This window comes from Afifella pfennigii DSM 17143, from assembly GCF_000688515.1.
GTDB classification, from domain to species: domain Bacteria; phylum Pseudomonadota; class Alphaproteobacteria; order Rhizobiales; family Afifellaceae; genus Afifella; species Afifella pfennigii.
Window position 1 is genome coordinate 53,422 of the sequence record NZ_JHZK01000010.1, and the last position, 25,051, is coordinate 78,472.

Annotated in this window: 19 protein-coding genes; 6 read left to right on the forward strand and 13 right to left on the reverse strand. The window is 67.6% G+C overall.

The features are described from left to right. Positions 1-29: 29 nt before the first annotated feature. The 6 genes from Q331_RS0109435 to Q331_RS0109460 all read right to left on the reverse strand — a co-directional run bounded on the left by Q331_RS0109435 (position 30) and on the right by Q331_RS0109460 (position 9,583). The gene (locus Q331_RS0109435; protein ID WP_322786495.1) at positions 30-1,892 is read right to left on the reverse strand and encodes an acetyl-CoA hydrolase/transferase C-terminal domain-containing protein; all 1,863 of its coding nucleotides are present in this window, start codon (positions 1,890-1,892) and stop codon (positions 30-32) included. After that, positions 1,879-3,996 carry a 3-hydroxyacyl-CoA dehydrogenase NAD-binding domain-containing protein gene (locus Q331_RS0109440; RefSeq protein WP_026380478.1) on the reverse strand — a complete coding sequence of 706 codons (2,118 nt, stop codon included), beginning with the start codon at positions 3,994-3,996 and terminating at the stop codon, positions 1,879-1,881. The genes Q331_RS0109435 and Q331_RS0109440 overlap by 14 nt, the downstream gene beginning before the upstream one ends. 8 nt (positions 3,997-4,004) lie before the next feature. Then, positions 4,005-5,291, reverse strand: coding sequence for an acetyl-CoA C-acetyltransferase (locus Q331_RS0109445; protein ID WP_026380479.1), 1,287 nt, complete (start codon positions 5,289-5,291; stop codon positions 4,005-4,007). Positions 5,292-5,300: 9 nt separating this feature from the next. Next, entirely contained in the window at positions 5,301-7,574 is a 2,274-nt protein-coding gene (locus Q331_RS20890) for an acyl-CoA dehydrogenase (RefSeq protein WP_051630932.1), read from the reverse strand. A gap of 114 nt (positions 7,575-7,688) precedes the next feature. After that, entirely contained in the window at positions 7,689-9,011 is a 1,323-nt protein-coding gene (locus Q331_RS0109455; protein ID WP_026380480.1) for a TRAP transporter large permease, read from the reverse strand. Then, on the reverse strand, positions 9,008-9,583 hold the full coding sequence (locus tag Q331_RS0109460; protein WP_245615585.1) for a TRAP transporter small permease: 576 nt from the start codon (positions 9,581-9,583) through the stop codon (positions 9,008-9,010). The genes Q331_RS0109455 and Q331_RS0109460 overlap by 4 nt, the downstream gene beginning before the upstream one ends. 299 nt (positions 9,584-9,882) lie before the next feature. Here Q331_RS0109460 and Q331_RS20895 point away from each other — a divergent pair, with 299 nt between their 5' ends. The 6 genes from Q331_RS20895 (at position 9,883) to Q331_RS20905 (ending at position 16,856) form a co-directional block, all read left to right on the forward strand. After that, positions 9,883-10,509 (forward strand): tetratricopeptide repeat protein, encoded by a 627-nt coding sequence (locus Q331_RS20895; protein ID WP_051630934.1) that lies wholly within the window; start codon positions 9,883-9,885, stop codon positions 10,507-10,509. Positions 10,510-10,662: 153 nt separating this feature from the next. Then, a complete protein-coding gene (locus Q331_RS0109470) occupies positions 10,663-11,922 on the forward strand; it encodes a sarcosine oxidase subunit beta family protein (RefSeq protein ID WP_026380482.1) in 1,260 nt (419 codons plus the stop codon). A gap of 34 nt (positions 11,923-11,956) precedes the next feature. After that, the gene (locus Q331_RS0109475; protein WP_026380483.1) at positions 11,957-12,226 is read left to right on the forward strand and encodes a sarcosine oxidase subunit delta; all 270 of its coding nucleotides are present in this window, start codon (positions 11,957-11,959) and stop codon (positions 12,224-12,226) included. Between the two features lie 3 nt (positions 12,227-12,229). Continuing rightward, positions 12,230-15,313 carry a sarcosine oxidase subunit alpha family protein gene (locus Q331_RS0109480; protein WP_026380484.1) on the forward strand — a complete coding sequence of 1,028 codons (3,084 nt, stop codon included), beginning with the start codon at positions 12,230-12,232 and terminating at the stop codon, positions 15,311-15,313. Further along, positions 15,306-15,875, forward strand: a complete 570-nt coding sequence (locus tag Q331_RS23005; RefSeq protein WP_051630936.1) for a sarcosine oxidase subunit gamma — start codon at positions 15,306-15,308, stop codon at positions 15,873-15,875. The genes Q331_RS0109480 and Q331_RS23005 overlap by 8 nt, the downstream gene beginning before the upstream one ends. A gap of 267 nt (positions 15,876-16,142) precedes the next feature. Beyond that, entirely contained in the window at positions 16,143-16,856 is a 714-nt protein-coding gene (locus Q331_RS20905) for a DUF1194 domain-containing protein (protein ID WP_051630938.1), read from the forward strand. Positions 16,857-16,859: 3 nt separating this feature from the next. Here the strand turns inward: Q331_RS20905 and Q331_RS0109495 are convergent, their stop codons facing one another. The 7 genes from Q331_RS0109495 to Q331_RS0109525 all read right to left on the reverse strand — a co-directional run bounded on the left by Q331_RS0109495 (position 16,860) and on the right by Q331_RS0109525 (position 24,972). Continuing rightward, a complete protein-coding gene (locus tag Q331_RS0109495; RefSeq protein ID WP_026380485.1) occupies positions 16,860-17,609 on the reverse strand; it encodes a DUF4760 domain-containing protein in 750 nt (249 codons plus the stop codon). 95 nt (positions 17,610-17,704) lie between these two features. Further along, positions 17,705-18,811, reverse strand: coding sequence for a mandelate racemase/muconate lactonizing enzyme family protein (locus Q331_RS0109500; protein WP_026380486.1), 1,107 nt, complete (start codon positions 18,809-18,811; stop codon positions 17,705-17,707). Continuing rightward, the gene (locus Q331_RS0109505; RefSeq protein ID WP_051630940.1) at positions 18,808-19,971 is read right to left on the reverse strand and encodes an iron-containing alcohol dehydrogenase; all 1,164 of its coding nucleotides are present in this window, start codon (positions 19,969-19,971) and stop codon (positions 18,808-18,810) included. The genes Q331_RS0109500 and Q331_RS0109505 overlap by 4 nt, the downstream gene beginning before the upstream one ends. 83 nt (positions 19,972-20,054) lie before the next feature. Further along, a complete protein-coding gene (locus Q331_RS0109510) occupies positions 20,055-20,591 on the reverse strand; it encodes a hypothetical protein (protein ID WP_026380488.1) in 537 nt (178 codons plus the stop codon). Between the two features lie 71 nt (positions 20,592-20,662). Beyond that, positions 20,663-22,858, reverse strand: a complete 2,196-nt coding sequence (locus Q331_RS20910) for a dipeptide ABC transporter ATP-binding protein (protein WP_407637773.1) — start codon at positions 22,856-22,858, stop codon at positions 20,663-20,665. Positions 22,859-22,988: 130 nt separating this feature from the next. Further along, complete coding sequence (locus tag Q331_RS0109520; protein WP_210164934.1) at positions 22,989-24,011, reverse strand: ABC transporter permease; 1,023 nt, start codon at positions 24,009-24,011, stop codon at positions 22,989-22,991. A gap of 10 nt (positions 24,012-24,021) precedes the next feature. Next, positions 24,022-24,972, reverse strand: a complete 951-nt coding sequence (locus Q331_RS0109525; RefSeq protein WP_026380490.1) for an ABC transporter permease — start codon at positions 24,970-24,972, stop codon at positions 24,022-24,024. Between the last annotated feature and the right edge of the window lie 79 nt (positions 24,973-25,051).

A 25,051-nucleotide genomic window follows, 5' to 3' on the forward strand; every position in this document is an offset into this window, starting at 1 on the left:
CGCAAGAGGCGGACGCGCCCCCCCCGCGCTCAGACGGAGCGTAGCGCCCCGAGGATGAGCGTGGCGAGCGCCCGCTCCTTGAAGCTGGAGGGATCGGCAAGGCCCATGCGCGCCAGCGCCTTCCTCTCGTCCTCCTCGGGGCGGAGAACCAGGGCGCCCCTGCGGAAAGCGCCGATGAGGGCGCGGTTGGCCCCCTGATGGTCCTTGAGGAAGGACAGGGCCGGCAGCAGCGTCCGCTCCTCCTCGGTGAAATCGGTGCCGAGCGGGAAAGGCGGCAGATGCCCCTGACGGCGGAAGGGCGCGAGCGCGGCGGCGATGCGCTCCGGCGTGTTGTCGGACCGCGGCAGGCGAAAATCCTCCTCCAGCTTGCCGGCCGAACGCGCCTTCTGCGCCAGATCTTCCTGGAAGCGGGAATCGGCGAGGGACAGCATCGCGGCCACCGTGTCGCGGTCGCTGCGACCCCTCATGTCGGCGATGCCGTATTCGGTGACGGCGATGTCCTTCAGATGCCGGGGGACGGTGGCATGGCCGTAGTCCCAGAGGATGTTGGAGCGCACCTCGCCGGCGGAAAGGCGCGTGGCGCGCAGCGTCATCACCGAGCGGGCATCCTCAAGCGCGAAGGCCTGGGCGACGAAGTTGTACTGCCCGCCGACGCCGGAGACGACGCGCCCGTCCTCCAACTGGTCGGAGACGATGGCGCCCAGAAGCGTCGCCATCATGGCGTTGTTGACGAAGCGCCCCTTTTGCCGGTCGCGCCGCTTGGCGCCCTCCTCGTCGCCGTAAAGCTCGTTGACGAAGGAGATCTCGCGCATGCAAAGGCGCGCCCGCTCGGCTTCGGGCATCGCCTTCAGGCGTTCGTAGAAGCTTTGCTGGCCGAGGAAGAAGCCGGCATGCAGGACGGCGCCGTCGGACGCCTCGCGCTTCAGGATGCCGGCCTCGTAAAGGTCGAGGAAGCCGTCGACGAACATCTCCGAAGCGCCGTAGAGGCCTTCGCGGAAGGGCTCGTCATGCCGCTCCAGCCCCTTCGGCGCCGGCCCCAGCGCCTCCAAGGCGGCACGGAAGACTTCCGGCTCGCGCTGGCGCAGGATGAGGGCGTGGGTGAGCGCGTCGCCGATGGAGCCGATGCCGATCTGCAGCGTGCCGCCATCCGGCACCAGGCCGGCGGCATGAAGGCCGACGGCGTAATCGGCGAGCGAGACCGGCGGCTTGGGCACGGCAAAGAGCGGATAGGCCTCCGCCTCAAGCAGGAAATCGAATTCCTGCGCATCGAGCTCGGCGGCGCCCGGCATATAGGGCAGCGCCGCGTTCACCTCGCCGACCATGGCAATTTTCTCGCCCGCCTCGCGCCGGCGGCGAAGGGCCGGCAAGAGATCGAGCGTGATGTCGGTGTTGCAGGAGAGGCTGTAGCGCGCCTTGCCGCCCTCGCCCCTTGCGGCCACCATCTGGGCGACGACGTTGACACCGCGGTCGAGGAGATAGCGCGTGGCGTGGGTGTAATTGGCGCTGATATAGGCCTGCTGCGCGGAAGGGCTCGCAAGATACTTGCCGGCGAGAAGGAAGAACTCGCTGACGGTGACGTTCGGCGGCAGCGTGCCCTGCCGCGCCGGCCCGCCATAGGCGAGCGGCGGATAGCGGGCGTAGAGGCGCTCCGCCAGCGGGCCGAGGAAGCGGCGTTCGATCTCGGTGGAGCCGGAGGGCGCCTGGAGCGTCAGGGCGGTGAAGATATGCAGGGAGATGGAAGGGTCGGCGGCGGCGCGGGCATAGAGCGCGTTCGCCACCAGATTGCCCTTGCCGAGCCCCAGCGGCAGGCCGAGAACGACGTCCCGGCCGACATGGGCGAGGATGCGCTCGGCGATCTCATCGGCGTTGGAAAAGACTTCAGGCAGCTTCACGCGTTTCCCGTCTCAGCTGCGACCAGCCATCATCGGGGCGGAAGCGCTCGCCATGCTTTTCGGCAAGCTCGGAAAGCCGCTTCACCACCTCGTCGACGCCGCGGCTCCTGGCATAGTGCATCGGGCCGCCGCGGAAGGGCGCAAAGCCGGTGCCGAAGATCATCGCCCCGTCCAGCGTCTCCTCGTCCTTGACGACGCCCTCGCGCAGGCAGGCGACCGAGGTATTGAGGATGGGCAGGACAAGGCGGTCGGCAAGCTCGGCGCGCGCCGCCCCGCCCTCAGGCTTCTTCTTCTGCGGCTTGCCGTCCTTGCCATAGGCGTAAAGGCCGTTGCCGGTCTTCCTGCCGAGCTCGCCCTTCTCCACTTTCTGCCTCAGCCAGGCAGGGGCTTCGGGGATGGGCGTCGACAGCCGGCCGCGCAGCTCCTCGGCGACGGCAAGGCCGACATCGAGGCCGATATTGTCCATGAGCTCCACGGGGCCCATGGGCATGCCGAACTCCTCGGCCGCCTCGTCGATCACCTCCTTGGCGACGCCCTCGTCAAGCAGCAGCATCGCCTCCAACAGATAGGGGGTCAGAACGCGGTTGACGAGGAAGCCCGGCGAGGAGGCGACCGGCGCCGGCAGACGCTCAATATCGGTGACGAAGGCGAGCGTCGTCTTCAGCGTCTCCTCGGAGAGCTGATCGTGGCGCACCACCTCCACGAGCTGCATGCGCGAGACCGGATTGAAGAAATGGATGCCGACGAAGCGGCCCGGCTCCTTCAGGCCGGCGCGCAGATCCTCAAGCGGGATGGAGGAGGTGTTGGTGGCGAGAATGGCGCCGGGACGCATCTTCTCCTGAAGCGTGGCATAGATCGTCCTCTTCAGCTCCAGCTTCTCCGGTACCGCCTCGATGATGAGGTCGGCCTTGGCGGCGCCGTAACCCTTCGGATCGGGAATGAGGCGGTCGCGCGCGTCGCGGATGGCGAGAGGATCGCGCAGGCTCTTCTCCAGCATGCGCGAGGCGCTCTTCATGGCCTTGCCGATCGGGGCGAGCGCCAAATCCTCCAGGGTGGCGGTCATGCCGGACCTGGCGCACCAGGCGGCGATCTCGCCGCCCATGGTGCCGGCGCCGACGACATGGACGTGGCCGATGCCGCTCTTGCCGGCGCCCTCGCCTTTCAGGCCCTCGCGCAGGAAGAAGACGCGGATGAGGTTCTGCGCCGTGTCGGTGACGAGAAGCGAGGCGAAGGAGCGGATCTCGCCCGCCTGCATCGCCTTCCTGTCGCCGCCATGCTCCTGCCAGAGCTCGATCAGCGCATAGGGCGCGGGATAATGCTCCTTGCGCGCCTTCTCGGCCACCTTGGAGCGCATGCGGTCGGCGGCGAAGCGCCGGCCCGGACCGGTGGAAAGCGCCTTGTCCATCAGGCCGGAGGAAGCGGCGCTCTTCACTTCGCCCTTCGCCACCGCCGAGACGGCGGCAGCGACATGGCGCTCCTCGATGGCGGCGTCGACGAGGCCGAGGCGCTTGGCGGCGCGGGCGGATTTGGTCTTGCCCGTCAGCATCATCTGCATGGCTTCGGCCGGGTCGATGAGCTCGGTCGCGCGGTAGGTGCCGCCGAGCCCCGGATGCAGGCCGAGCATGACTTCGGGGAAGCCGAGCTTGGCCTTGCCGACGGCAAGGCGCCGCTTGCAGGCGAGCGCCAGCTCAAGCCCGCCGCCGAGGCAATTGCCGTGGATGACGGCCACCGTCGGGCAGGAGAGCTTCTCCAGGCGGTCGACGACGGCATGGGCGCGGCGCAGCGCCTCCTCCACCTCGCCGGCGCTCTTCAAGTCGCGGAACATCTTGATGTCGGCGCCGACGATGAAGCCCGACGGCTTCACCGAGCGGATGACCAGCGCCTTGGGCGGGCTTTTCTCCAGCTCCGAAAGGATGGCGTCGAGCTCTTCCAGCATCGAGCCGTCGACGACGTTGACGGAGCGGCCCGGCATGTCGAGGAGGAGCCATTCCACCCCCTCGGCGTCGCGGCCGCGCTTGAAGTTCGCGTCGGAAGGCGCCGCGGCAAGGTCGACCGGACCGGTCTCCATCAGGCGCGGCGACAGCGCTTTGAGCATGCGTCCCATGTCTGACCTCACATCACGCGTTCGATGAGCATGGCGCCGCCCTGGCCGCCGCCGATGCATTCGGTGGCGATGCCGCGCCTGCCGCCCGTGCGCTCCAGCGCGTTGGCCAGATGCAGCACGATGCGGTTGCCGCTGGTGCCGACCGGATGGCCGAGGCTGATGGCGCCGCCGTCGATATTGAGCTTGTCGCGGTCGATGCGCCCGATCGGCGCGTCGAGCCCGAGCACGTCCTTGCACACCGTCTCGTCCTCAAAGGCGGCGAGACAGGCGAGCACCTGGGCGGCGAAGGCCTCGTTCAGCTCCCACAAATCGATGTCGTCGAGCCCGACCTGTTGCTGGCGCATCAGCTTGGCGGCGGAGACGACCGGGCCGAGCCCCATGATGGAGGGATCGGTGGCGGCCCAGGTGCAGTCGAGGATCTTCGCCTTGGGTTTCAGCCCGTGCTCCTCCACCGCCTTTTCCGAAGCCAGCACCACCCATGAGGCGCCGTCGGTGATCTGCGAGGAATTGCCGGCCGTGACCTTGCCGAAGGGCCGCTCGAAGGCCGGCTTCAGCTTGGCAAGGCTCTCCATGGAGCTGTCGGGGCGCACGCCGTCGTCGTTCTCATAGACCCTGCCGTCGCGGTCGAAGGCGGGCGTCACCTCGTCCTCAAGCCAGCCCTCCTTCTGGGCCTCGGCAAGGCGATGGTGGCTTTCCATGGCGTAGCGGTCGGCCTCCTGGCGGGAGATATCGAACATCTGCGCCAGAACCTCGGCCGTCTGACCCATGTTGAGCTCCACGATGGGGTCGGTGAGGCCGCGCTCAAGACCGATCTCCGGCACCAGATAGCCGGGCTTCAAGGAGGCCGCCTTGCCGAGCTTGTCCCAGACGGATTTCGAGGTGTTGAACTCGCCGAGCCAGGCGACGGCCTCGTTCTTCAAGACCATCGGCGAATGGCTGAGGGATTCCGCGCCGCCGGCCAGAACGAGATCGCGGCTGCCGTCCTGGATGTAGCGGAAGGCGGTGTCGATCGACTGCATGCCGGAGCCGCAATTGATCTGTACGGTGAAGGCCGGCATCTCATCGCCCATATCAAGGCGCAGCGCCGCCACCCGGGCCGGGTTCATCTCGTCGGCGATGACGTTGACGCAGCCCAAAATCACCTCGTCGAAGGCGCTCGGAGGAAAGGGCTGGCGCATCAGAAGCGGGCGGCCGCACTGGACGGCGAGATCGACCGGCGTGAAGGGGCCGGGCTTGCCGCGCGCCTTCAGAAACGGGGTGCGAAGCCCGTCGACGATATAGACTGGCTGTACCATTCTCTAGCTCTAAGCGCTCCGTTTGAGGTCGTGAACGTTGTCGGGGCGGCGCTCGTCCGGCTCGTAGAGGAGCGCCACATTCTTGAAGGCCTCGGCCGGGAAGGCGTCGACGGCGACCACCTTGGCCGCCGCCGCGTCGGCTTCGGCAAGGCGCTCCGCCTCCTCGGCGGTGATGAGGCCCTTCTCACTGCCCTCCTCGGGCGTGCGGATCTTCGCCTTGGCGAGCTTTTTGCGCGCCTCCTGCGTCTCCACCACCAGCACGAAGGCGCGCTCCAGATCGGCGATGGCACTCTCCTCTTTCCCTTCGCCGAGATGCAGGCCGGCGGTCAGCCGGTCGCGCGCCTCAGAAGGCGACAGGAGAAGCCTGGCGCATGCTTCCGCCAGCCTGTCGGAGGGCCCGGCGCGGCGCGCGCCGAAGGGGAAGCAGGCGAGACGGAAGAGCCAGGCGGCCGGGCGCGAGGGCAGATTGTCGATAAGCTCGGAAAAGGCGATGCCGATATTCTGGAAACCGCGGGCGCAGACATAATCGACCAGCGCCCGGTCCTCGGCCGGCCGGCTGTCGACCTCAAAGCGCTTCAGCACCGCCGACAGAAGATAGAGCTCCGAAAGTATGTCGCCGAGGCGGGCGGAGATGCGCTCCTTGCGCTTCAAGGAGCCGCCGAGCGAAAGAAGCGCAAGGTCGCTCAGGAAGGCGAAAGCGGCGGAATAGCGCGCGATCTGGCGATAATGGCCGAGCATATCGCCCACATCCGGCGCCGGCGCGAAAAGGCCGAAGGTCCAACCGCGGCCGATCGCCCTGAAGGCATTCTTGAAGCTGTGGCCGACATGGCCCCAGAAGGCCTTGTCGAAATCGGCGAGGGCCTTGTCCTTGTCCACCTCGGCGAGCGCCGTCATCTCGTCGAGAAGATAGGGATGGGCGCGGATGACGCCCTGGCCGAAAATCATCAGATTGCGCGTCAGGATGTTGGCGCCTTCCACGGTGATGCCCACCGGCACGGCGCGATAGAGATTGCCGAGATAGTTCTTCGGCCCGTCGATGACCGCCTTGCCGGCATGCACGTCATAGGCGTCGTTGACGGATTCGCGCATGCGGTAGGTGGCGTGCGCCTTCATGATGGCGGCGATGACGCCAGATTTGTGGCCGTCGTCGAGCGCCGCGCAGGTCATCTGCCGCGCCGCATCGAGGAGGTAGGCGGTGCCGGCGAGCTGGGCGAGATGCTCCTGCACGCCCTCGAACTCGCCGATGGGGATGTTGAACTGCCGGCGGATGCGGGCATAGGCGCCGGTGGAGCGGGCGGCGAAGGAGGCGGCGGCGGAGGAGAGCGAGGGCAAGGAGATGCCGCGCCCGGCCGCCAGCGCCGCCATCAGCATACGCCAGCCCTTGCCGATCTGCGCCTCGCCGCCGATGATCGCCGACATCGGCACGAAGACGTCCTCGCCCTCCACCGGCCCGTTCTGGAAGAAGGTCATGGCGGGGATGTGCCGCTCGCCGCACTTGACGCCGGGCGTATCGGCCGGAATGAGCGCCACGGTGATGCCGAGATCCTCCTCCCCGCCCAGAAGCCCGTCCGGATCGTGCATCTTGAAGGCGAGGCCGATGACGGTGGCGATGGGGGCGAGCGTGATGTAGCGCTTGGCGAAGTTGAGGCGGATGCCCAGCACCTCCTCGCCATTATGGGTGCCTCGCGCGACGGTGCCGGTATCGATCATCGCCGCGGCGTCGGAGCCGGCATGGGCGCTGGTGAGGCCGAAGCAGGGGATTTCCTCGCCGCGGGCAAGGCGCGGCAGCCAGTACTGGCGCTGCTCGTCGGTGCCGAAGAGCATCAAGAGCTCGCCCGGGCCGAGAGAGTTCGGCACCATCACCGAGACGGCGCCCGTCACGCTGGCTGTGGAGACCTTGCGGATCACCTCCGAATGGGCGAAGGCGGAGAAGCCGAGGCCGCCGTATTCCTTCGGGATGATCATGCCGAAGAAGCGCTTCTCGCGCAGGAAGGCCCAGATCTCCGGCGGCAAATCCTGACGCTCGAAATTGATCGACCAGTCGTCGAGCATGCGGCAGAGCTCTTCCACCGGACCTTCCAGGAAGGCCTTCTCATCCTCCGTCAGCTTGGAGGGAGGCGCCTTGAGGAGTTCTTCGAAGTCGGGATTGCCGGTGAACAGCTCGCCGTCCCACCAGACGCTGCCCGCCTCGATCGCCTCGCGCTCGGTGTCTGACATCGGTGGAAGGACGCTTCTCGCCCAGCCGAAGAGCGGACGGGTCAGATAGCGGGCGCGAAAAGACATGGGCGGGCTCCCTTCTGTTGCATCGCCAACGCCGAGAGGGTGCCGCAAGTTGCAGGCCAAGGCGCCGCGCGAAGCGGGAATGTGACCCCTGAGATAAGAAGGAAGCGTAACAGCTCAATAGAGAAGTCGCAGCATCACCAGGGTGACGGAGGGGAAGGCGGCGAGGACGACGACGCGAACGAGATCGCTGGCGACGAAGGGCAGGACGCCGCGAAAGGTCTCGCTCATGCGCACACCATCCGACAGGGAGTTGATGACAAAGAGATTCATGCCGACCGGCGGGGTGATGAGCCCGACCTCCACGACGATGAGGACGAGGATGCCGAACCAGATGGCGAATTCCTCCGGCGGCAGACCGTAGTCGAGACCGGTGACGATCGGAAAGAAGATCGGGATGGTCAGAAGGATCATGGAAAGCGAATCCATGACGCAGCCGAAGACGAGGTAGCAAAGCAAGATCGCGGCCAGCACCAGCCAGGGATCTAGCCCCGCCTCCACGACCAGGCCCGCCAGGGTCTGGGGCAGCTGCGAGAAGGCGAGGAAGGTGTTGAAGGTCGCCGCGCCGAAGACGATGAAGAAGATCATGCCGGTGGCGACGGCCGTCTCCAGAAGCACCTTGACGAGGACGCGCCAGGTGAGCTCGCCGGAGGCGAGGGCGATGAGGCCGGTGCCGGCCGCGCCGACCGCCGCCGCCTCCGTCGGGGTGAAGATGCCGAGATAGATGCCGCCGATGACCAGGATAAAGACGATGAGGACCGGCCAGACGGCGAGAAGCGCGCGCAGCCGCGCGCCCCAGGGCGCCTTCTCGCGCAGGCCGCCCGCCTCCGGCCAGAGGCGCACATAGGCTGCCACGGCGACGATATAGCCGATGGCGGCGAAAATGCCTGGAATGAAGGCGGCGAGGAACAGCTTGGCGATATTCTGCTCCGTCAGGATGGCGTAGATGACCAGGATGACGGAGGGCGGGATGAGGATGCCGAGCGTGCCGCCGGCGGCAAGGCATCCCGTCGACAGGGCGCCGGAATAGCCGAGCCGGCGCATCTCCGGCATCGCCACCTGCGCCATCGTCGCCGCCGTCGCCAGGGAGGAGCCGCAGATCGCCCCGAAGCCGGCGCAGGCGCCGATGGAGGCCATGGCGACGCCGCCCTTGCGATGGCCGAGCATGGCCTCGGCGGCGCGGAAGAGCTGTCTCGACATGCCGCCGCGGGTGGCGAACTGGCCCATCAACAGAAAGAGCGGCACGATCGAGAGGGAATGGGAGGAGAAGGTCTCGTAGGTGAGCGATTTCAGCTGCGCCAGAAGCGGCACCAGGGAGCCGTTGACGAGGACATTGCCGACGATGCCGACGAGAAGCATGGCAAGGCCGATGGGCACGCGCAGGAAGATGAGGACCAGAAGGACGACGAAGGACCAGCCCGCCAGCTCCAGGTTGCTCACTCGCCCCACTCCGTGCCGCTCGGCCGGATGCCGGCCCCCTCGCCTTCGCCAAGGAGCTCGTTGAGCGAGCGCCAGACCGTGTAGGCGGCCGTCAGGACGAAGAGCCAGGCGCCGAAAAGCGAAGCCGCATAAGGCCAGGAAAGCGGAAATTGCAGGATGAAGGTGGTGTCGCCATAGGCGATGCGGTCTTGAAGGCCGGCGCCGAGCCGCCAGGCAATCAGCGCGGCCGCCGCCGTCATCAAGAGGTTGCCGAGAAGCGCGAAGGCGGCAAGGCCGCGCGGGCCGAAACGTTCCACCAGGATATCCACGGTGACGTGGCCGCGGCGGAAATGGCACCAGGGCAGGAAGGCGAAGACGGCGAAGGCGACACCCGCCTCCACCAGCTCAAAATCCCCCGGGACCGGGCCGAGGCCGAGCGTGGTCAGCGCCCGCCCGGTGATCGACAGAACGGTCATGACAGTGACGGCGAGGAGAACGAGGCCGCCGAGAACGGCGAAAACCTGCGCCAGCAGGCCGACATAGCGTCCGCAGGCGGCCTCGGCGCGCGGGAAAAGGCCTTTCGCTCCGTTCACCGGCGAACCCACACCCTCGTTCCCAGTCTCAGGCGTTCCCAGTCTTCCGAATTTGGTAACCGTTCCAGGCAGCAAACACCACCTTGCGGGCGGGTCGGCGCGGCCTGTCTCGCAGGGCTTTGATTCGCCGCCCGAGCGGGCTGCGCTATCATGGGTCGATGCGGGGGCGGAAAGGAGCGCTTGTGCAAGCCATGAGCCAGAACCGATGCCTTCACGCCCTCATCAGCCGGGGCCCTGACGCCCCAAGCCGCCTTCGCGCCCTCAGCCGAGGCCCTGACGCCCCAAACCGCCGTTGCGCATTGCCTGTCGCCGTCGCTTCGCTGACGCTGGCGGCGAGCTTTTCCGTCGTCTCCGTCATCGCGCCGCCGACAGCCATCGCCGCCCAGGAGGCGGAGCCGAACACACAGGTCGAGAACGCCTACGAGCAATCGGCGCGCGAGCTCGACCGGCTCTTCGTCCTCTTGCGCCAGGCGCGCAGCGAGCAGGAGGCGCGGCGCGTGGAAGCGCTGATCTGGCAGGCCTGGCTGGTGGCGCCGGACAAAGAGACCAGCGAGATGATGCAGACGGCGCTGAAGGCGCGGCGCGAGGCCGATTACGACAAAGCGCTCGCCATCGTGGAGGAGGTCATCGAGCTTCATCCCGACTACGCGGAGGCGTGGAACCAGCGCGCCACGCTGCATTTCCTGAAAGAGAAGTTCGACCGCTCGCTCGACGACATCAACCGCGTGCTGGAGCTGGAGCCGCGCCATTTCGGGGCGCTCGCCGGGCGCGGCGTCATCCTGATGCGCCAGGGCCGCTTCCGGCTCGGGCAAGAGGCGCTGCGCGAGGCGGTGAAGATCGATCCCTGGCTGCGCGAGCGCTCCATGATCCTGCCGACGCCGGAGAAGGGCCGGCCTTTGCCGCCGGGCGTGGAAGAGCGCATCTGAAAGCCCACGGGCGAGGCGCGGCGCGCCCTCTCATCCACAAGCGGCAATCTGTCGGAGCCCGATTGCGCGAAGGCGCTTTCGGAACGGGCCACTTTGCGGCAATGATCTAAGCGACACTTTAAGGGATTCTTATCCCTGCGCGGACCGAAGATCATGGCGGAATATTCGGCCCTGCGGGTCATCTCGGAGGGGCTCAGAGGCAATCGCGGTTGGCGACCGGCGTGGCGCAAGGCCGAGCCGAAGCCGCGCTATGACGTCATCATCGTCGGCGGCGGCGGCCATGGCCTCGCCACCGCCTATTACCTCGCCAAGAACCACGGCATCCGGCAGGTGGCGGTGGTGGAGCGCGGGCCGATCGGCCTCGGCAATGTCGGGCGCAACACCACCATCGTACGCTCCAACTACCTCCTTCCGGAAAACTATCATTTCTACGAATGGAGCCTGAAGCTCTGGGAAGGCCTTTCCCATGAGCTCAACTACAACGTCATGTTCTCGCAGCGGGGCGTGCTCAACCTCGCGCATTCGCCCGAGCAGCTCGACGCCTATGCCGAGCGCGGCAACGCCATGCGGCTCGCCGGCATCGACGCCGATCTCATCGGCCGCGAGGCGGTCGGCCAGCTCTGCCCCGGCCTCGACCTTTCTGAGGAGGCGCGCTTTCCCGTCGTCGGCGGCCTCATCCAACGGCGCGCCGGCACGGCAAGGCACGACGCGGTCGCCTGGGGCTACGCCCATGCGGCCGACCGGCTCGGCGTCGACATCATCGAGAACGCGCCGGTCACCGATTTCATCATGGAGGCGGGCGAGGTCGCCGGCGTCGTGACGCCGCGCGGGGAGATCCGCGCCGAGAAGGTTGGCGTCGCCGTCGCCGGCATGACCTCCGAAGTGATGCGCCTTGCCGGCATCGACGGCCTGCCGATCGAAAGCCACGTCCTGCAGGGCTTCGTCTCAGAACCGGTGAAGCCGCTTGTCAATTGCGTCGTCACCTACGGCGCGGGGCACATGTATGTCTCGCAATCCGACAAGGGCGGGCTGGTCTTCGGCGGCTCGCTCGATTTCTACAATTCCTACGCCCAGCGCGGAAACCTGCCGGCGGTGCACGAGATGGCGCGCGAGCTTCTCGCCGTCTTCCCGAACGCGGCGCGCATCAAGCTGCTGCGCTCCTGGGGCGGGGTGATGGACATGTCGCTCGACGGCAGCCCGATCATCGCGCCGGGGCCCCTGCCCGGCCTCTATCTCAATTGCGGCTGGTGCTACGGCGGCTTCAAGGCGACGCCCGCCTCCGGCTGGTGCTTCGCCCATACCATCGCGCGCGAGGAGCCGCATGCCCTCAGCGCGCCCTTCACGCTCACCCGTTTCGCCGAGGGCCGGCATATCGACGAGGCCGGGACGGGCGCCATGGCGGGGCTGCATTGATGCCCCGGATCGCAAATGACAAGCGGAGCGCCGCATGCTGATCCCCTGCCCCGTCTGCGGCCAGCGCGACGCCGGCGAGTTCTTCTATCGCGGCGACGCCACAGCCGCGCGCCCGCCGCTTGAGGAGGAGGCGGAGCGGCCCTGGGTGGAGTACGTCTATGCGCGGCACAATCCGCGCGGCGAGCATCTGGAATTCTGGCAGCACGCGCATGGCTGCCGGCAGCTTCTCGTCGTGCGCCGCAACACCGAGACGCACGAGGTCTTCGAGGCGCGCCTCGTCGGCCCCTTCGGCGAGGGAGGCTAGGCGATGCCGGGCTTTCGCCTTGCCTCCGGCGGCACGCGCATCGACCGCTCGGCGCGCTTCACCTTCACCTTCGACGGGGCGCCGGTGGAAGCGTTCGCCGGCGACACCATCGCCTCGGCGCTGATCGCCTCGGGGCGTTCCATCGTCGCCCGCTCCTTCAAGTACCACCGCCCGCGCGGCGTCTTCTCGGCCGGGGCGGAGGAGCCGAACGCGCTGGTGACGGTCGGCTCCGGCGCCGTGCGCGAGCCGAACGTCAACGCCGCCACGCGCCTTGCCGCGCCCGGCATGGAGGTGAGCGGGCAGAACGCCTTTCCCTCCGTGGAGCGCGATATCGGCGCCGTCGGCGAGAAGCTGTCGCCCTTCCTTGCCGCCGGCTTCTACTACAAGACCTTCATCGGGCCGTTGAAGCGCTCCTGGATGTGGTACGAGCCGGCTATCCGCCGCGCCGCCGGGATGGGACGGGCGAGCCTGGAACCCGATCCGGCGCGCTACGAGAAGGCGAGCGCCTTCGCCGATGTCCTGGTCGTCGGGGCCGGGCCGGCGGGGCTTGCCGCGGCGCTGACGGCGGGCCGCGCCGGGGCGCGCGTCATCCTGGCGGAGGCCGCGCCCGGGCCGGGCGGGGCGCTCGACCTGGAAGAGGCCGATATCGACGGCAGGCCGGCAGGCGAATGGGCGGCGGCGGCGACGGTCGAACTCGCTGGCATGGAAAATGTCACGCTGATGCCGCGCACCCATGTCTGGGGCTATTACGACGGCGGGGTGCTGGCGGCGCTGGAGGATTGCGGCGGCGAGGGCGAGACCCGCTGCCGTCACTGGCGCATCGAGGCGCGCCAGGCGGTGCTCGCCACCGGCGCCATCGAGCGGCCGATCGTCTTTGCCGGCAACGACAGGCCGGGCGTCATGCTCGCCTCCGCCGGCCTTGCCTATGCGCGCCGCTACGGCGCAGCGCCGGGCGGCAACGTCATCTTGTTCTGCAACAACGACGAGGCCTGGCGGAGCGCGGGTCTTCTCGCCGAGGCGGGCGTGAAGATCGCCGCCATCGTCGATCCGCGCACGGAGATCCTCGACGCCCTCGCCCGCCCGCTCGCCGAGCGCGGCGCGGAGATCATCCTCAGCCACGTCGTCGCCGCCGCCAGGGGCGTCAAGCGCGTGGAAGGCGCGACGATCGTCCCGGTGGGCGAGGCGGCGCTGGCGGAAGCGGCCGGCAACATCGACCGGCCGGGCGCGCAGGCGCAAGAGAGCGAACAGGGCGAGGACGCGGCCCCGCCCGCCCCCGGCGGCGCCTTGGAGAGGGCCTGCGACACCATCCTCGTCTCCGGCGGCTTCAACCCGGTCATCAACCTCGCCAGCCAGGCGGGCGGCCCGCCGGTCTGGCGCGAGGAGATCGCCGCCTTCGTGCCGGGAGAGCCGCGCCAGGCCTTCATCGCCGCGGGCGCCGCCGCCGGCGCGCCAACGCTGGAAATCGCCATCAACCAGGGCGCGGAGGCCGGCGCGCTCGCCGCCAGCGCCGCTGGCTTTGAGGCCCGCAACGAGGAACTCGCCGTCAAAATCCCGGTGGAGGGCCTGCGCGTCACCACCGAGGATGGCGGGCTTCTGCCGCTCTTTGAGGTGGAGCCGCAGGGCGCAAAGCCGGGCAAGGCCGCCGATAAGGCGTTTGTGGACCTGCAGCACGACGTCACCGCCGCCGATATTCGCCTGGCGCATCAAGAGGGCTTTGCCGACGCGGAGCATCTGAAGCGTTACACCACCCTCGGCATGGCCAACGATCAGGGCCGCACCTCCGCGCTCGCCGGCCTTGCCATCCTCGCGGGCGAACGCGAGATGCCGCTTCCGGCGGTCGGCTCGACGCGTTTCCGACCGCCCGCCATCCCCGTTCCGCTCGGCACGCTTGCCGGGCGCGAGCGCGGCCGCCATGCCGCTCCCGTAAGGCGCTCGCCGCTCCACCATGCGCATCTGGCCGCCGGGGCGCAGATGATGGAGGCGGGGCTGTGGATGCGCCCACGCATCTATCCGAAAAGGGGCGAGACGCTGTTTGCCGCCTATACGCGCGAGGCGCGGCATGTGCGCCGCGCCGTCGGCATCGCCGACGTCTCCACGCTCGGCAAGATCGAGGTGGCCGGGCCGGACGCGGCGGCCTTTCTCGACCGCGTCTATGCCAACAATTTCTCCAACCTTGCCGTCGGCAAGGCGCGCTACGGGCTGATGCTGCGCGAGGACGGCTTCGTCTTCGACGACGGCACGGCCTGGCGACTGGCGGAGGACCGCTATCTGGCGACCACCACGACGGCGAAGGCCGCCGAGGTGATGCTGCATCTGGAATTCCTCGCCGCCGCAGCCTTTCCGGAACTGAAGGTCTCGCTCACTTCCGTCAGCGACCAATATGCCGGCATCGCCGTCGCCGGGCCGAAAGCGCGCGAGCTTCTGGCGCGCCTGGTCGAGGGCACGGGGATGGACAACGATGCCTTCCCCTTCATGGGCGTGCGCGAGGCGACGGTGGGCGGTGCCCCGGCGCTTCTTGCCCGCCTCTCCTTCTCCGGGGAGAACGCCTATGAGGTCTATGTCGGCGCCGATCACGGGCCTTTCATCTGGAAGCTGCTGTTGGAAAAGGGCGCCGACCTTGAGGTCGCGCCCTACGGGCTTGAGGCGATGGGGACCTTGCGCATCGAGAAGGGCCATGTCGCCGGACCGGAACTGAACGGTCGCGTCAGCGCCCACGATCTGGGCATGGAAAAGCTCCTCTCCACCAAAAAGCCCTTCGTCGGCAAGCCGCTCGCCCAGCGCCCGGCGCTGTCGGAGCCCGGCCGGCTGCAGCTTGTGGGCGTCATCGCCGCCGACGAGGCCTTCCGCGCCGGCGCCCATCTCGTCGCCGGGCCGGCCGAACAGCCGGGGCCGAGCGAGGGGCATATCACCTCCGTCACCTTCAGCCCGGCGCTCGGCAAGACGATCGGCCTTGCGCTTCTGAAGGGCGGACGCGAGCGACGCGGCGAGAGCCTTTACGCCGCCGATCCGATCCGCGGCGGCCATTGCCGGGTGGAGGTGGTTTCGCCGCATTTCGTCGACCCGAAGGGAGAGCGGCTTCATGGCTGAACGCATCTCCGCCCTCGCCGAGCTTGCCGCGCCGCCGCGCGCGGAGGGCGAGGCCGCGCTGCGGCTCTCGGAGCTCGCCCCGGCCTCCATCGTGCAGCTTCAGGCATTCCTGGAAGGCGCGGAGGCTTTCGGCGAGGCGCTCGGCGAGACCTTGGGGCTGGCGATGCCGGAGAACGCCTATTTCGCCGAGGGCGAGGCCGTCACGCTGGTCTCGCTCGGGGTCGGGCGCCTGCTGGTTCTCTCCGGCGAGGCGGAGCTTGCCGCAAAGCTGCGCGATGTCATCGGCGCAAGCGGCACCGTCACCGACCTTTCGCATGCGCGCACGCTTCTCAGCCTGGAGGGCGCGGCGGCGCAGGAGGTGCTCGCCCGCGGCATCGCCATCGACCTTGCGCGCATGCCGCCGGGCGCGGCGACGCAGACGAAGATGGAGCATTTCGACGTGACGCTCCTGCGCCGCGCGGGGGATTGCTTCGAGCTCCTCTTCCATCGCAGCTTCGCCGAGGCGGCGGCGGAATGGCTGCTGGATGCCGGCGCGCCTTTCGGCATCGCGATGGGGCGCTGAGCCAGGCACTCGCCCGCCGCAACCCTCCTCGCCTAGAGCCTTTCCTGGCCAGGTGGAAGCGATTCTGTTTCTTGGTCGCCGCGGCGAACCGCAAGGGGGGCTCGCGGCGCGATGCGAGGCATCGGGCAAGAGACCCGACAAAGCGGGCGCCCGGCGCGCGGAAACCCGGCGGGCCAGGCGCCTTGGCGCCAAATCCATCGGGTCTTGTCGCCCATGCGCTCTGGCAGAACGCTCCCACCTGGCCATGAAAGGCTCTAGGCTCAGGCGATGGGCCGGCTCCTTCGCGCTGCACTTCTCCTCGCCTTCTGCCTTGCGCCGTTTGCGCCGGCGCGGGGCGCCGACATACCGGTCGACCTGGAGCTCGTCATGGCGGTGGACGCTTCCAGCTCCGTCGATGCCGGCGAGTTCCGCTTGCAGTTGGAGGGGATCGCGGCCGCCTTCCGGCATCCTGAGGTACTTGCGGCCATTCAGAGCGGGCCGACCGGGCGGATCGCGGTTTCCATCGTCGTGTGGGCCGACGCAACGCTGCCCAAGGAGGAGAGCGCCTGGTTCGCGATCGGCGATGCGGCCGAGGCGGAGGCCTTCGCGGCCATGGTCTACGCCATGCGAAGGGGCGTCTTCGGCGGCACGGGGATCGGGGCGGGCGTTGCGACGGCGATCCGCGCCTTTACGCGCAACGGCTTTGCCGCGCCGCGCCAGACGGTGGACGTCTCCGGCGACGGCAAGGAGACGCCGCCGCGCGAGAACGTCCTGTTGATGCCGGCGGCGCGCGGCATGGCGATCTCGCGCGGCGTCACCCTCAACGGGCTCGCCATCCTCAACGACGATCCGGAGCTCGGCGCCTGGTACCGACGAAATCTCATCGCCGGCCCCTCCGCCTTCGTCATGGAGGTGAAGGATTACGAGGACTTCGCCGCGGCGATGGTCAGGAAGCTCATCCGCGAGATCGAGGAAGAGCCGAGGCTGGGGATGGCTCGGTAGGCGTCAGCCGCCGCCTTCCCGACCGGTTGCCGGGAAGACATATGGCCGATGCGGCCTTTGCGCCGGTTCTGGCCAGCGGGCAACCAAGCGATCAACACCAATGAGAGCGCGAGGCCGGCGAACTTCACCGTAAGGCGAGGCCTTCTTGGGTGGATTGTTACGAAAGACGTCGATGATCGGTCCCGCAATCCTCGCGTAGCGGTGCACGGCCTCGCGGTAATAGTCGCGCACGATCGTCTCCTGCACCGCGCCCTGGCGGGTCGCGATCTCCATCACTTCGAAGAAGTTGCCTGCACGGAGGATCGATTGCAGGAGTTCATGGTCGATATCGGCGGCATCGGTGGGGGCCGCGCCAAGCTTACAGCACCGTGCCGGCTGTGGGGCCTCCGCGGCCGCGAGCATTCGTTTCGTCAGCTCAATGGCTCTGTCTTCAGCGATACTCTTGTGATGGCGACCAAAGTTGCCGACTCGCCGGAAGGCTGCGTCGAGCTTTTCGTTCTCGCTATGCTCTTTGAGGAAATCAAAGGCACGGTCGCGCGCCTCCGAATGCAGCTTGACTGACGAGTTGAAGAGGAAGCCGGCTACCGCCGAGAAGAGCGAGATTGACACGCCCACATCCGCGAGGGTGAGGCTGGTTCCAACTGCGAGTATCAGCGTTCCGAGCGCCAGGAAAACAAAAACGCCGCAAGCGACGAGAAGCGCGCGCGGGGTCATAAGATTTACAAAGACCGCGGACGGCGCGTCGCGATCCATCTTGTGCCTCAGAGGCCGTGAAAACCGTCTTTGAACATCGCTTGTCCTTTGAGCACGACATGTCATCGTGCTTTGCGAATATTAGGGGCGTCCTGCTACCGTTTCAAGCTACGCTCCAGCCGCTCCTCGTCGAGCTCCACGCCGAAGCCGGGCTTTTCGGAGAGAACCAGCATGCCGTCCTGAAGCCCGACGGGCTCGCAAAGCATGAAGTCGCGCCGCTGCAGCGACCATTCGGGCGGGTCGAACGGATACTCGATGAAGGGCGCGGCGGCGAGGCCGGCCGTCAGATGCGCGTTGGCGATGAGGCCGAGGCCGTTCGTCCAGGTATGCGGGGTGAAGACGAGGCCAGCCTCCTCGGCCATGACGGCGACGCGGCGCAGCCCCGTGATGCCGCCGACAAGAGCGGCGTCCGGCTGCAAGACATCGAGGCAGCGCCCCTCGATGAGGGCCCGGAACTCGTGAAGCTCGCGGTTCATCTCGCCGCCGGCGATGCGGATGTCGGTGGCGTCGGAGAGCCGGCGCATGCCGGCAGCATCGCCGCGAAAAAGCGGCTCCTCCATCCAATAGACGCCGAGCCGCTCCAGTTCGCGGGCAACGGCGAGCGCGTCCTTGAAGCTCCAGGGCGGCGCGTCGTCATGGGCCATGCGCCAGCCCTGATTGCAATCGACCATCAAAGTGAGCCGGTCGCCGACGACATCGCGCGCGGCCTGAAGCGCGGCGATATCCTCGCGCCAGTCGGGCCGGTGGAAGCGTACTTTCATGGCGGCAAAGCCCGCCCCGTGGAAGCGCGCCGCCGTCTCGGCCATCTCGGCATCGTCGCGGAGCGTCGCGGAGGAAGCGTAGGCCGGGATGCGGTCACAGCGTCCGCCGAGGAGCTTCCACACCGGCTGGCCGGTGATCTTTCCCGCAAGGTCCCAAAGGGCAAGGTCGAGCGGCCAGCACCTGCCGCCGTGGAACTGGATGTTGGAAAGGAGGCGGAAATGCCGCTCCAGGCGCAAGGGGTCCTCGCCGAGGAAGAGATGCTCATGGCCTTCAAAGCCGAGCATGGCGTCGCCCGAGCCGACGCCTTCATGGCCCTCGTCGGTCGTCACGCGCACGACGGTGGCGTCAAAGTGATGGCGCGGGCTAAAATCCCAGCTCGGCCGGAAGGGCGGGTCGAGCTTCAGCCGGTGATGGCTGACGTTGATCGCGGCGATCTTCACGCCGCGTCTCTCCCCTTTCCGGCCAGCACCATCGCCGCCAGCACCGAAAGGTCCTCATCGGTGGTGAAGCGCTTGGTCGATTTGCGCATCGCCGCGTTCTCCGGCGCGGCCATGCGCTCGGCCAGCGCCTCCACGCTCACCGCATCCAGCGTCCGCGGCCGCGCCGGCAGGCCGACGCGCGCGAAGAGGTCGCGATAGGCGGGCGCGAAGGCCGCCGCGTCCCTTTCCGCCCCCATCGCCTCGGCGACGAGGGCGAAGGCCTGCGGATTGCCCTCCACCACCCAATCGGCCGTCGCGGCCATGGCGATGCCGACGGCGAGCCCGTGCGGGATGGGCGCCAGCGAGCCGAGCGCATGGCCGATGTTATGGGCAAGCGCCGTGCCGACCATCTCAATGGCGATGCCGGCAAGCCCCGCCGCCTCCATCATCGCCGTGCGCGCGGCGATGTTTCCCGGCTCCGCGACGGCTGTCGGCAGGTTTGCCGCCACCAGCCGGATCGCGGCAAGGGAAGGCGCGACGCTTTTTTCGCTCGCCCGCCGGCAGGTCGCCGCCTCCACCGCATGGACGAGCGCGTCGATGCCGGTCATGGCGGTGAAGGTTGGCGGCAGGACCAGCGTCAGCTCCGGATCGAGAAGCGCCAGCGAAGCCTTCAGCTCGCCCGCCCAGTACCAGTATTTGGTGCCGTCGGGGCCGGAAAGGACGGCGATGGAGGTGAATTCGGAGCCGGTGCCGGCGGTCGTGGGGACGGCGACGAGCGGCGCGGCGGGGCGGGCGAAGGGCGCCGCGGCAAGGCGGTGGTCCGCCACCTCGCCCGGATTTGTCAGCATCGCGGCGGCCATCTTGCCGGCATCGAGGGCCGAGCCGCCGCCGAGGGCGACGACGAGGCTCGCCCCCTCCCCGACCCCCATCGAGGCGGCCTCGGCGACCTCGCCTTCCTTCGGCTCGCCGGCGATGCGGTCGTAGGCAACGACGCGGTGGCCGCCTTCAAGCAGCGCTTTTTCCGCCTGCAAGACGATGCCCGGCGCCTTGAGGCCGGCATCGGCGAGGAGAAGCACCGTGGCGCCCTTTCCGGCAAGCCGGTCCACGTCTACGGCCAGACCGGCGAGGCGGCCCGGCCCGGCCTCCACCGCAATCTCGGCGTATGTGTGGATCAGCTCCATGGCGCTCCCTCCCCGGCCGGCGCGTCCCTTCCTGCAGTTTATAGCGCGGGGGCGGATCGGACGGCAGCGCCAGAAAGAAAGATTCAGGGCGCCAGGACGCGGCCCTTGAGGCAGGCGGCCTCCACGCGCTCGATAGCCCGGCGCGAGCCGACAAGCGACAGCACGGACGGCTGGGTGCGCCCGAAGAGCAAGGCGAGGGAAAGTCGCATGCCCGCCTTCAGGTCCTCGATGAGCCGATCGCGCGCCGGCACGATCGCCCAGAAGACGCCCGCCTGCCCGTCCCAGCGCATCCTCAGCCGATGCGAGCCCTTGTCGGTGGAGAAGAGGAAGACCTCTTCCTTGATGCCCGCGGCGGCGAAGTCGGCCGGCTCCTCGCCGTCATGGCCGGGGGCGTAGCGGATATTGAGGGCATCGGCGCCACGGCATTCCAGCCGAAGTTCGGCCGGTGTGACATGCTCGGTGCCGCAGACGCTCGCCACCATGCCGCGCCCATCGACGGCGAAAAGGGTCATCTCCGCGCTCCAGGTGGCGCAGGCATTGGCCGCGGCCCGCTCGCCGGTCAGAAGCGTGAGGAAAGGCAGCAGGAGCAGGAAAGCGAATCGGCAAGGACGGGGCGGCATGGGCCGCTCTATAGGAAGGGCCCGCCGCCGGAAGCAACTGAAGCAACGCGAAATTTCGCCCGCGGGAGATTTCAGGCGTCGGAGCGGCGGGCGCTTTCGGCGGCAGCCGCCGGGCTCACCTCATCGCCTTTGTCGCCCTTTTCCGTCCCGTCGCCGATCTGGATCACCGGCTGCATGGCGCTCAGCGTCTCCTCGGAGAGATGGCAGGCGATGCGGTGGCCCGGCTGAAACTCGCGGATGGGCGGCGGCTCGGTCTCGCAGGTGCCCTCGATGACATAAGGGCAGCGCGTGCAGAAGGGGCAACCGGCCGGCGGATCGGAGGCGGAGGGGATCTCGCCCGACAGGACGATATGGCGCTTCGTCACCTTGGTGTCGGCAATCGGCACGGCCGAAAGCAGCGCTTCGGTATAGGGATGGTAGGGCGGGGCGAAGATCTCCTCCGTCGAGCCCTGCTCCATGATCTGGCCGAGATACATGACCACGATGCGGTCCGACAGGTAGCGCACCACCGACAGATCGTGGCTGATGAAGAGCAAGGTGGTGCGGTTCTCGCGCTGGATGTCCATGAGAAGCTCCGTCACCGCCGCCTGCACGGAGACGTCGAGGGCGGAGACCGGCTCGTCGGCGATGACGACGGCCGGGTTGCCGGCGAAGGCCCTTGCGATGCCGACGCGCTGCTTCTGCCCGCCGGAGAGCTGGCGGGGGCGGCGCAGGGCGAAATCGCGCGGCAACTTGACGATATCGAGCAGCTCCAGGACGCGCTCTTGCACCTTGGCCTCGTCCTTCTCCACGCCGAACTTCCTGATGACGCGGGCGATTTGACCGCCCACCGTGTGGCTCGGATTGAGCGTGTCGAAGGGGTTCTGGAAGATCATCTGCAGCTTGGAGATGGTCTCCGGGCCGCGCCTATCCACCGGCATGTGGCCGAGCTCGACATTGCCTAGGAGCACTTTGCCGGCCGTCGCCTCTTCCAGGCCCATCAGCACCTTGGCGAAGGTGGACTTGCCGCAGCCGGATTCGCCGACGATGGCGACCGTCTCCGCCTCGCGCGCCTCAAAGCTGAGCTTTTCGTTGGCCTTCACCGTCTTGGCCTCGCCGGAAAAGAACAGCGCCCCTTCCTCGATCTCGTAGTGCTTGGTCATGTCGTCGACCTTCAGCACCACATCGCCCTTCTCGGTGGCCACCTTGCCGATGCCCTCGCCGAGGCCGGCATGCCAGTCGATCTCCTCAATGCGCAGGCAGCGCGAAAAATGCCGGTCATCGCCGGAAATCGGCAGCATGGGGATTTCGCCCCTGTCGCACAGCCCGGCTTTGAAATAGTCGCAGCGCGGGCCGAAATTGCAGCCCGGCGGGCGCTCGTGCGGCAGGGGAAGCTGGCCCGGGATGGCGATGAGAGGCCGCGCGTTCTTGTCGGCGCCGGGCAGCGGGATGGAGGCGAAAAGGCCGCGCGTATAGGGATGGCGCATGGCCTCGAAGACGTCCTCCACCGTGCCCACCTCCACCGCCTCGCCGGAATACATCACCGTGATGCGGTCGCAGGTCTCCAGGATCAGGCCGAGATTGTGGGAGATGTAGATCATGGAGGTGCCGAATTCGGCGGCGATCTCGCGGATGAGATCGACGATGCCGGCCTCCACCGTCACATCGAGGGCCGTCGTCGGCTCGTCGAGGAGCAGGAGCTTGGGGCTCGACAGGAGCGCCATGGCGATGACGACGCGCTGCTGCTGGCCGCCGGAAATCTGGTGCGGATAGGAGCGCAGGATACGCTCCGGCTCCGGCAGGCGCACGCTCTCCAGCATGGCGCGGGCGCGTTCCAGCGCCTCTTCCTTGCTGGCACCTTCGTGGTAGATCGGCACCTCGGCGAGCTGGTCGCCGACGCGCATGGCCGGGTTCAAGGAGGCCATCGGCTCCTGGTAGACCATGGCGATCTGCGAGCCGCGCAAGAGCCTCAGCTCTTCCTCGCTCATGGCGCGCATGTCGCGGCCATTGAACAGGATCTCGCCGCCGACGATGCGCCCGTTGCGGCCCATATACTGCATGATCGCAAGGGCGACCGTGGACTTGCCGCAGCCCGATTCGCCGACGATGCCGTGGCTCTCGCCGGGCATCAAAGTGAGGTTGAAATCGGCCACCGCCGGAATCTCGCCGGCCCGGGTGAAATAGGAGATGGAGAGATTGCGGCATTCCAGGACGGGGATTTGCGAGGTGCCCTCCCCAGCTTGCGCCGCCGGCGCCGTGCCGCCAGACGTGTCGCTTGCCATGCTCATCAAGCGGCCTCCTGCGCCGTCGTCATTGCCGGGCTCGGCCCGGCAATCCATTCCACAGCGAATCTCAGCCGCTTTGGCATGGATGCCCCGATCACATCCGGGCATGACGAATTTGAGGTTCTTTTCTGCATCAATCCCGAAGGCTCATTTCGCGCAGGCCGTCGGCCATCAGGTTGAAGCCGAGGATGAGGCTCGACACCGACAGAGCGGGAATGAGCAGCATGTAGGAGAACTTGAAGAGCATCGCCGTCTTGGCGCTCTCCTTGATCATCAGGCCCCAATCGGGATCGGGCGGCTGCAGGCCGAGGCCGAGGAAGGTGAGCGTGGTGATGGCGACGGTGGTGTAGCCGAGCCTCAGGCAGGCATCGACGATGATCGGTCCGCGCACATTGGGCAGCAGCTCCACCACCATGATCCACAGCGCCGATTCCCCGCGCGTCTGTGCGGCGAAGACATAGTCGCGCGTCTTCACGTCGAGGACGAGGCCGCGCACGATACGCATGATCGCCGGGGCGGAGGCGAAGGTGACGGCGATGACGATGTTGAAGCCCGACGGCCCGAGATAATTTAGGATGACGATGAACAGCACCATCACCGGGAAGGAGAGAAGGACATTGGCGAGGAAGGAGATCACCTCGTCCCACCAGCCGGAGATGTAGCCGGCAATAAGGCCGAAAGCGGTGCCGACGACATAGGCGACGAAGGTCGCCGTGACGCCCCAGACGAGGACGCGCTGGCAGCCCCACAAGGTGCGCGAGAGCATGTCGCGGCCCTTGAAGTCGGTGCCGAGCCAGAAGAAGAAGCCGCTCTTTTCCGTCAGCGGCGTGGTGAAGGGGGCGATCGGCTTGTTGGGGTCAATCAGCGGCAGATAGGGCGCCGCCACGGCGATGAAGAACCAGAAAAAGACCAGCGTGGCGCCAAGCAGGGCGATCCAGCTCTCGCGGAAGGCCGCCATGCAGATGAGGTAGAGGAGGATGACGGCCGGGATCGCCGGAACGAGGACGTATTGCTCCAAATCGCCGAGCTGGTCGCCGGCCATGACATAGGCCATCAGCGGCAGCCAGGCGATGGCGAAGATGAGCGCGGCGATCCTCGGCTTTTGCAGCCGCTTCAGGAGCGGTACCGGCGGCGGGCTCAGGCTGGTGACGGCCATGTCCTGTCCCTCACGAGAAGCGGATGCGCGGGTTGAGGAAGGTGTAGCCGACATCGGAGATGATCTGCGATGTGACGGCGACGACGACGGCAACGAGGGTGCAGGCCTGCACCACTTCAACGTCGGGGAAGAGCGCGGCTTCCAGAAGGAGCTTGCCGAAACCGTCGTATTCGAAGAACACCTCCACCACGACGACGCCGGACAGAAGCCAGTTCATCTGCAGGACGATGACGGTGAAGGGCGCGATCAGCGCGTTCCGGAGCGCGTGCTTCATCACCACGCGGCGATAGGGAATGCCCTTCAAAATGGCGGTGCGGATATATTGCGAGGTCATGACCTCGGCCATGGAGGCGCGGGTCATGCGCGCCACATAGCCGAAATCGTAGATCACCAGCGTCAGCACCGGCAGCACGAGCTGCCAGGGGTCGAAGCCGGCGATCATCGCCGATTTGGCCGGCAGGAGGCCGAGGCCGAGGGCGAAGACGACCGTCAGGATAATGGCCGTGGCGATCTCCGGTATCGATGTGGTGAAGACCGACAGGAAGGTGATCGACCGGTCGAGCCCGGACCCCTCCCGCATGCCCGAGAGGACGCCGAGCGTTAAGGATATCGGGATCATCAACGCGAAGACGCAGAGCGCCAGGATGCCAGTATTGGCGAGACGGTCGGCAAGGAGCGGGCCGACCGGCCGGTTCTTCTCGTAGGAGAAGCCGAAATCGCCCTGGACGATCTTGCCGATCCAATTGAAGTAGCGCTGGTAGAAGGGCACATCGAGCCCGCGCCGGGCCAGCCACTCGTTGTAGGCGTCCTGCGACAGTGCCGAGACCGCGAAGCCGCCTAGCTCCTGAACGGCGAGGCGCCGCTTGAATTCGGGCGTGTCGAAAATCGCGAAGAGCAGAAGCGACGCGACAAGAATGATGAGCACCATCTGAATGAGACGGCGGCCAATCAGCTTCACCATGTCGTTTTGGCGCCTGCCAGGTGCAGCCGCCCCCTCTTTTCTCTGACATGCCGCCCGCCGACGTCAGCGTTCTTGTCGG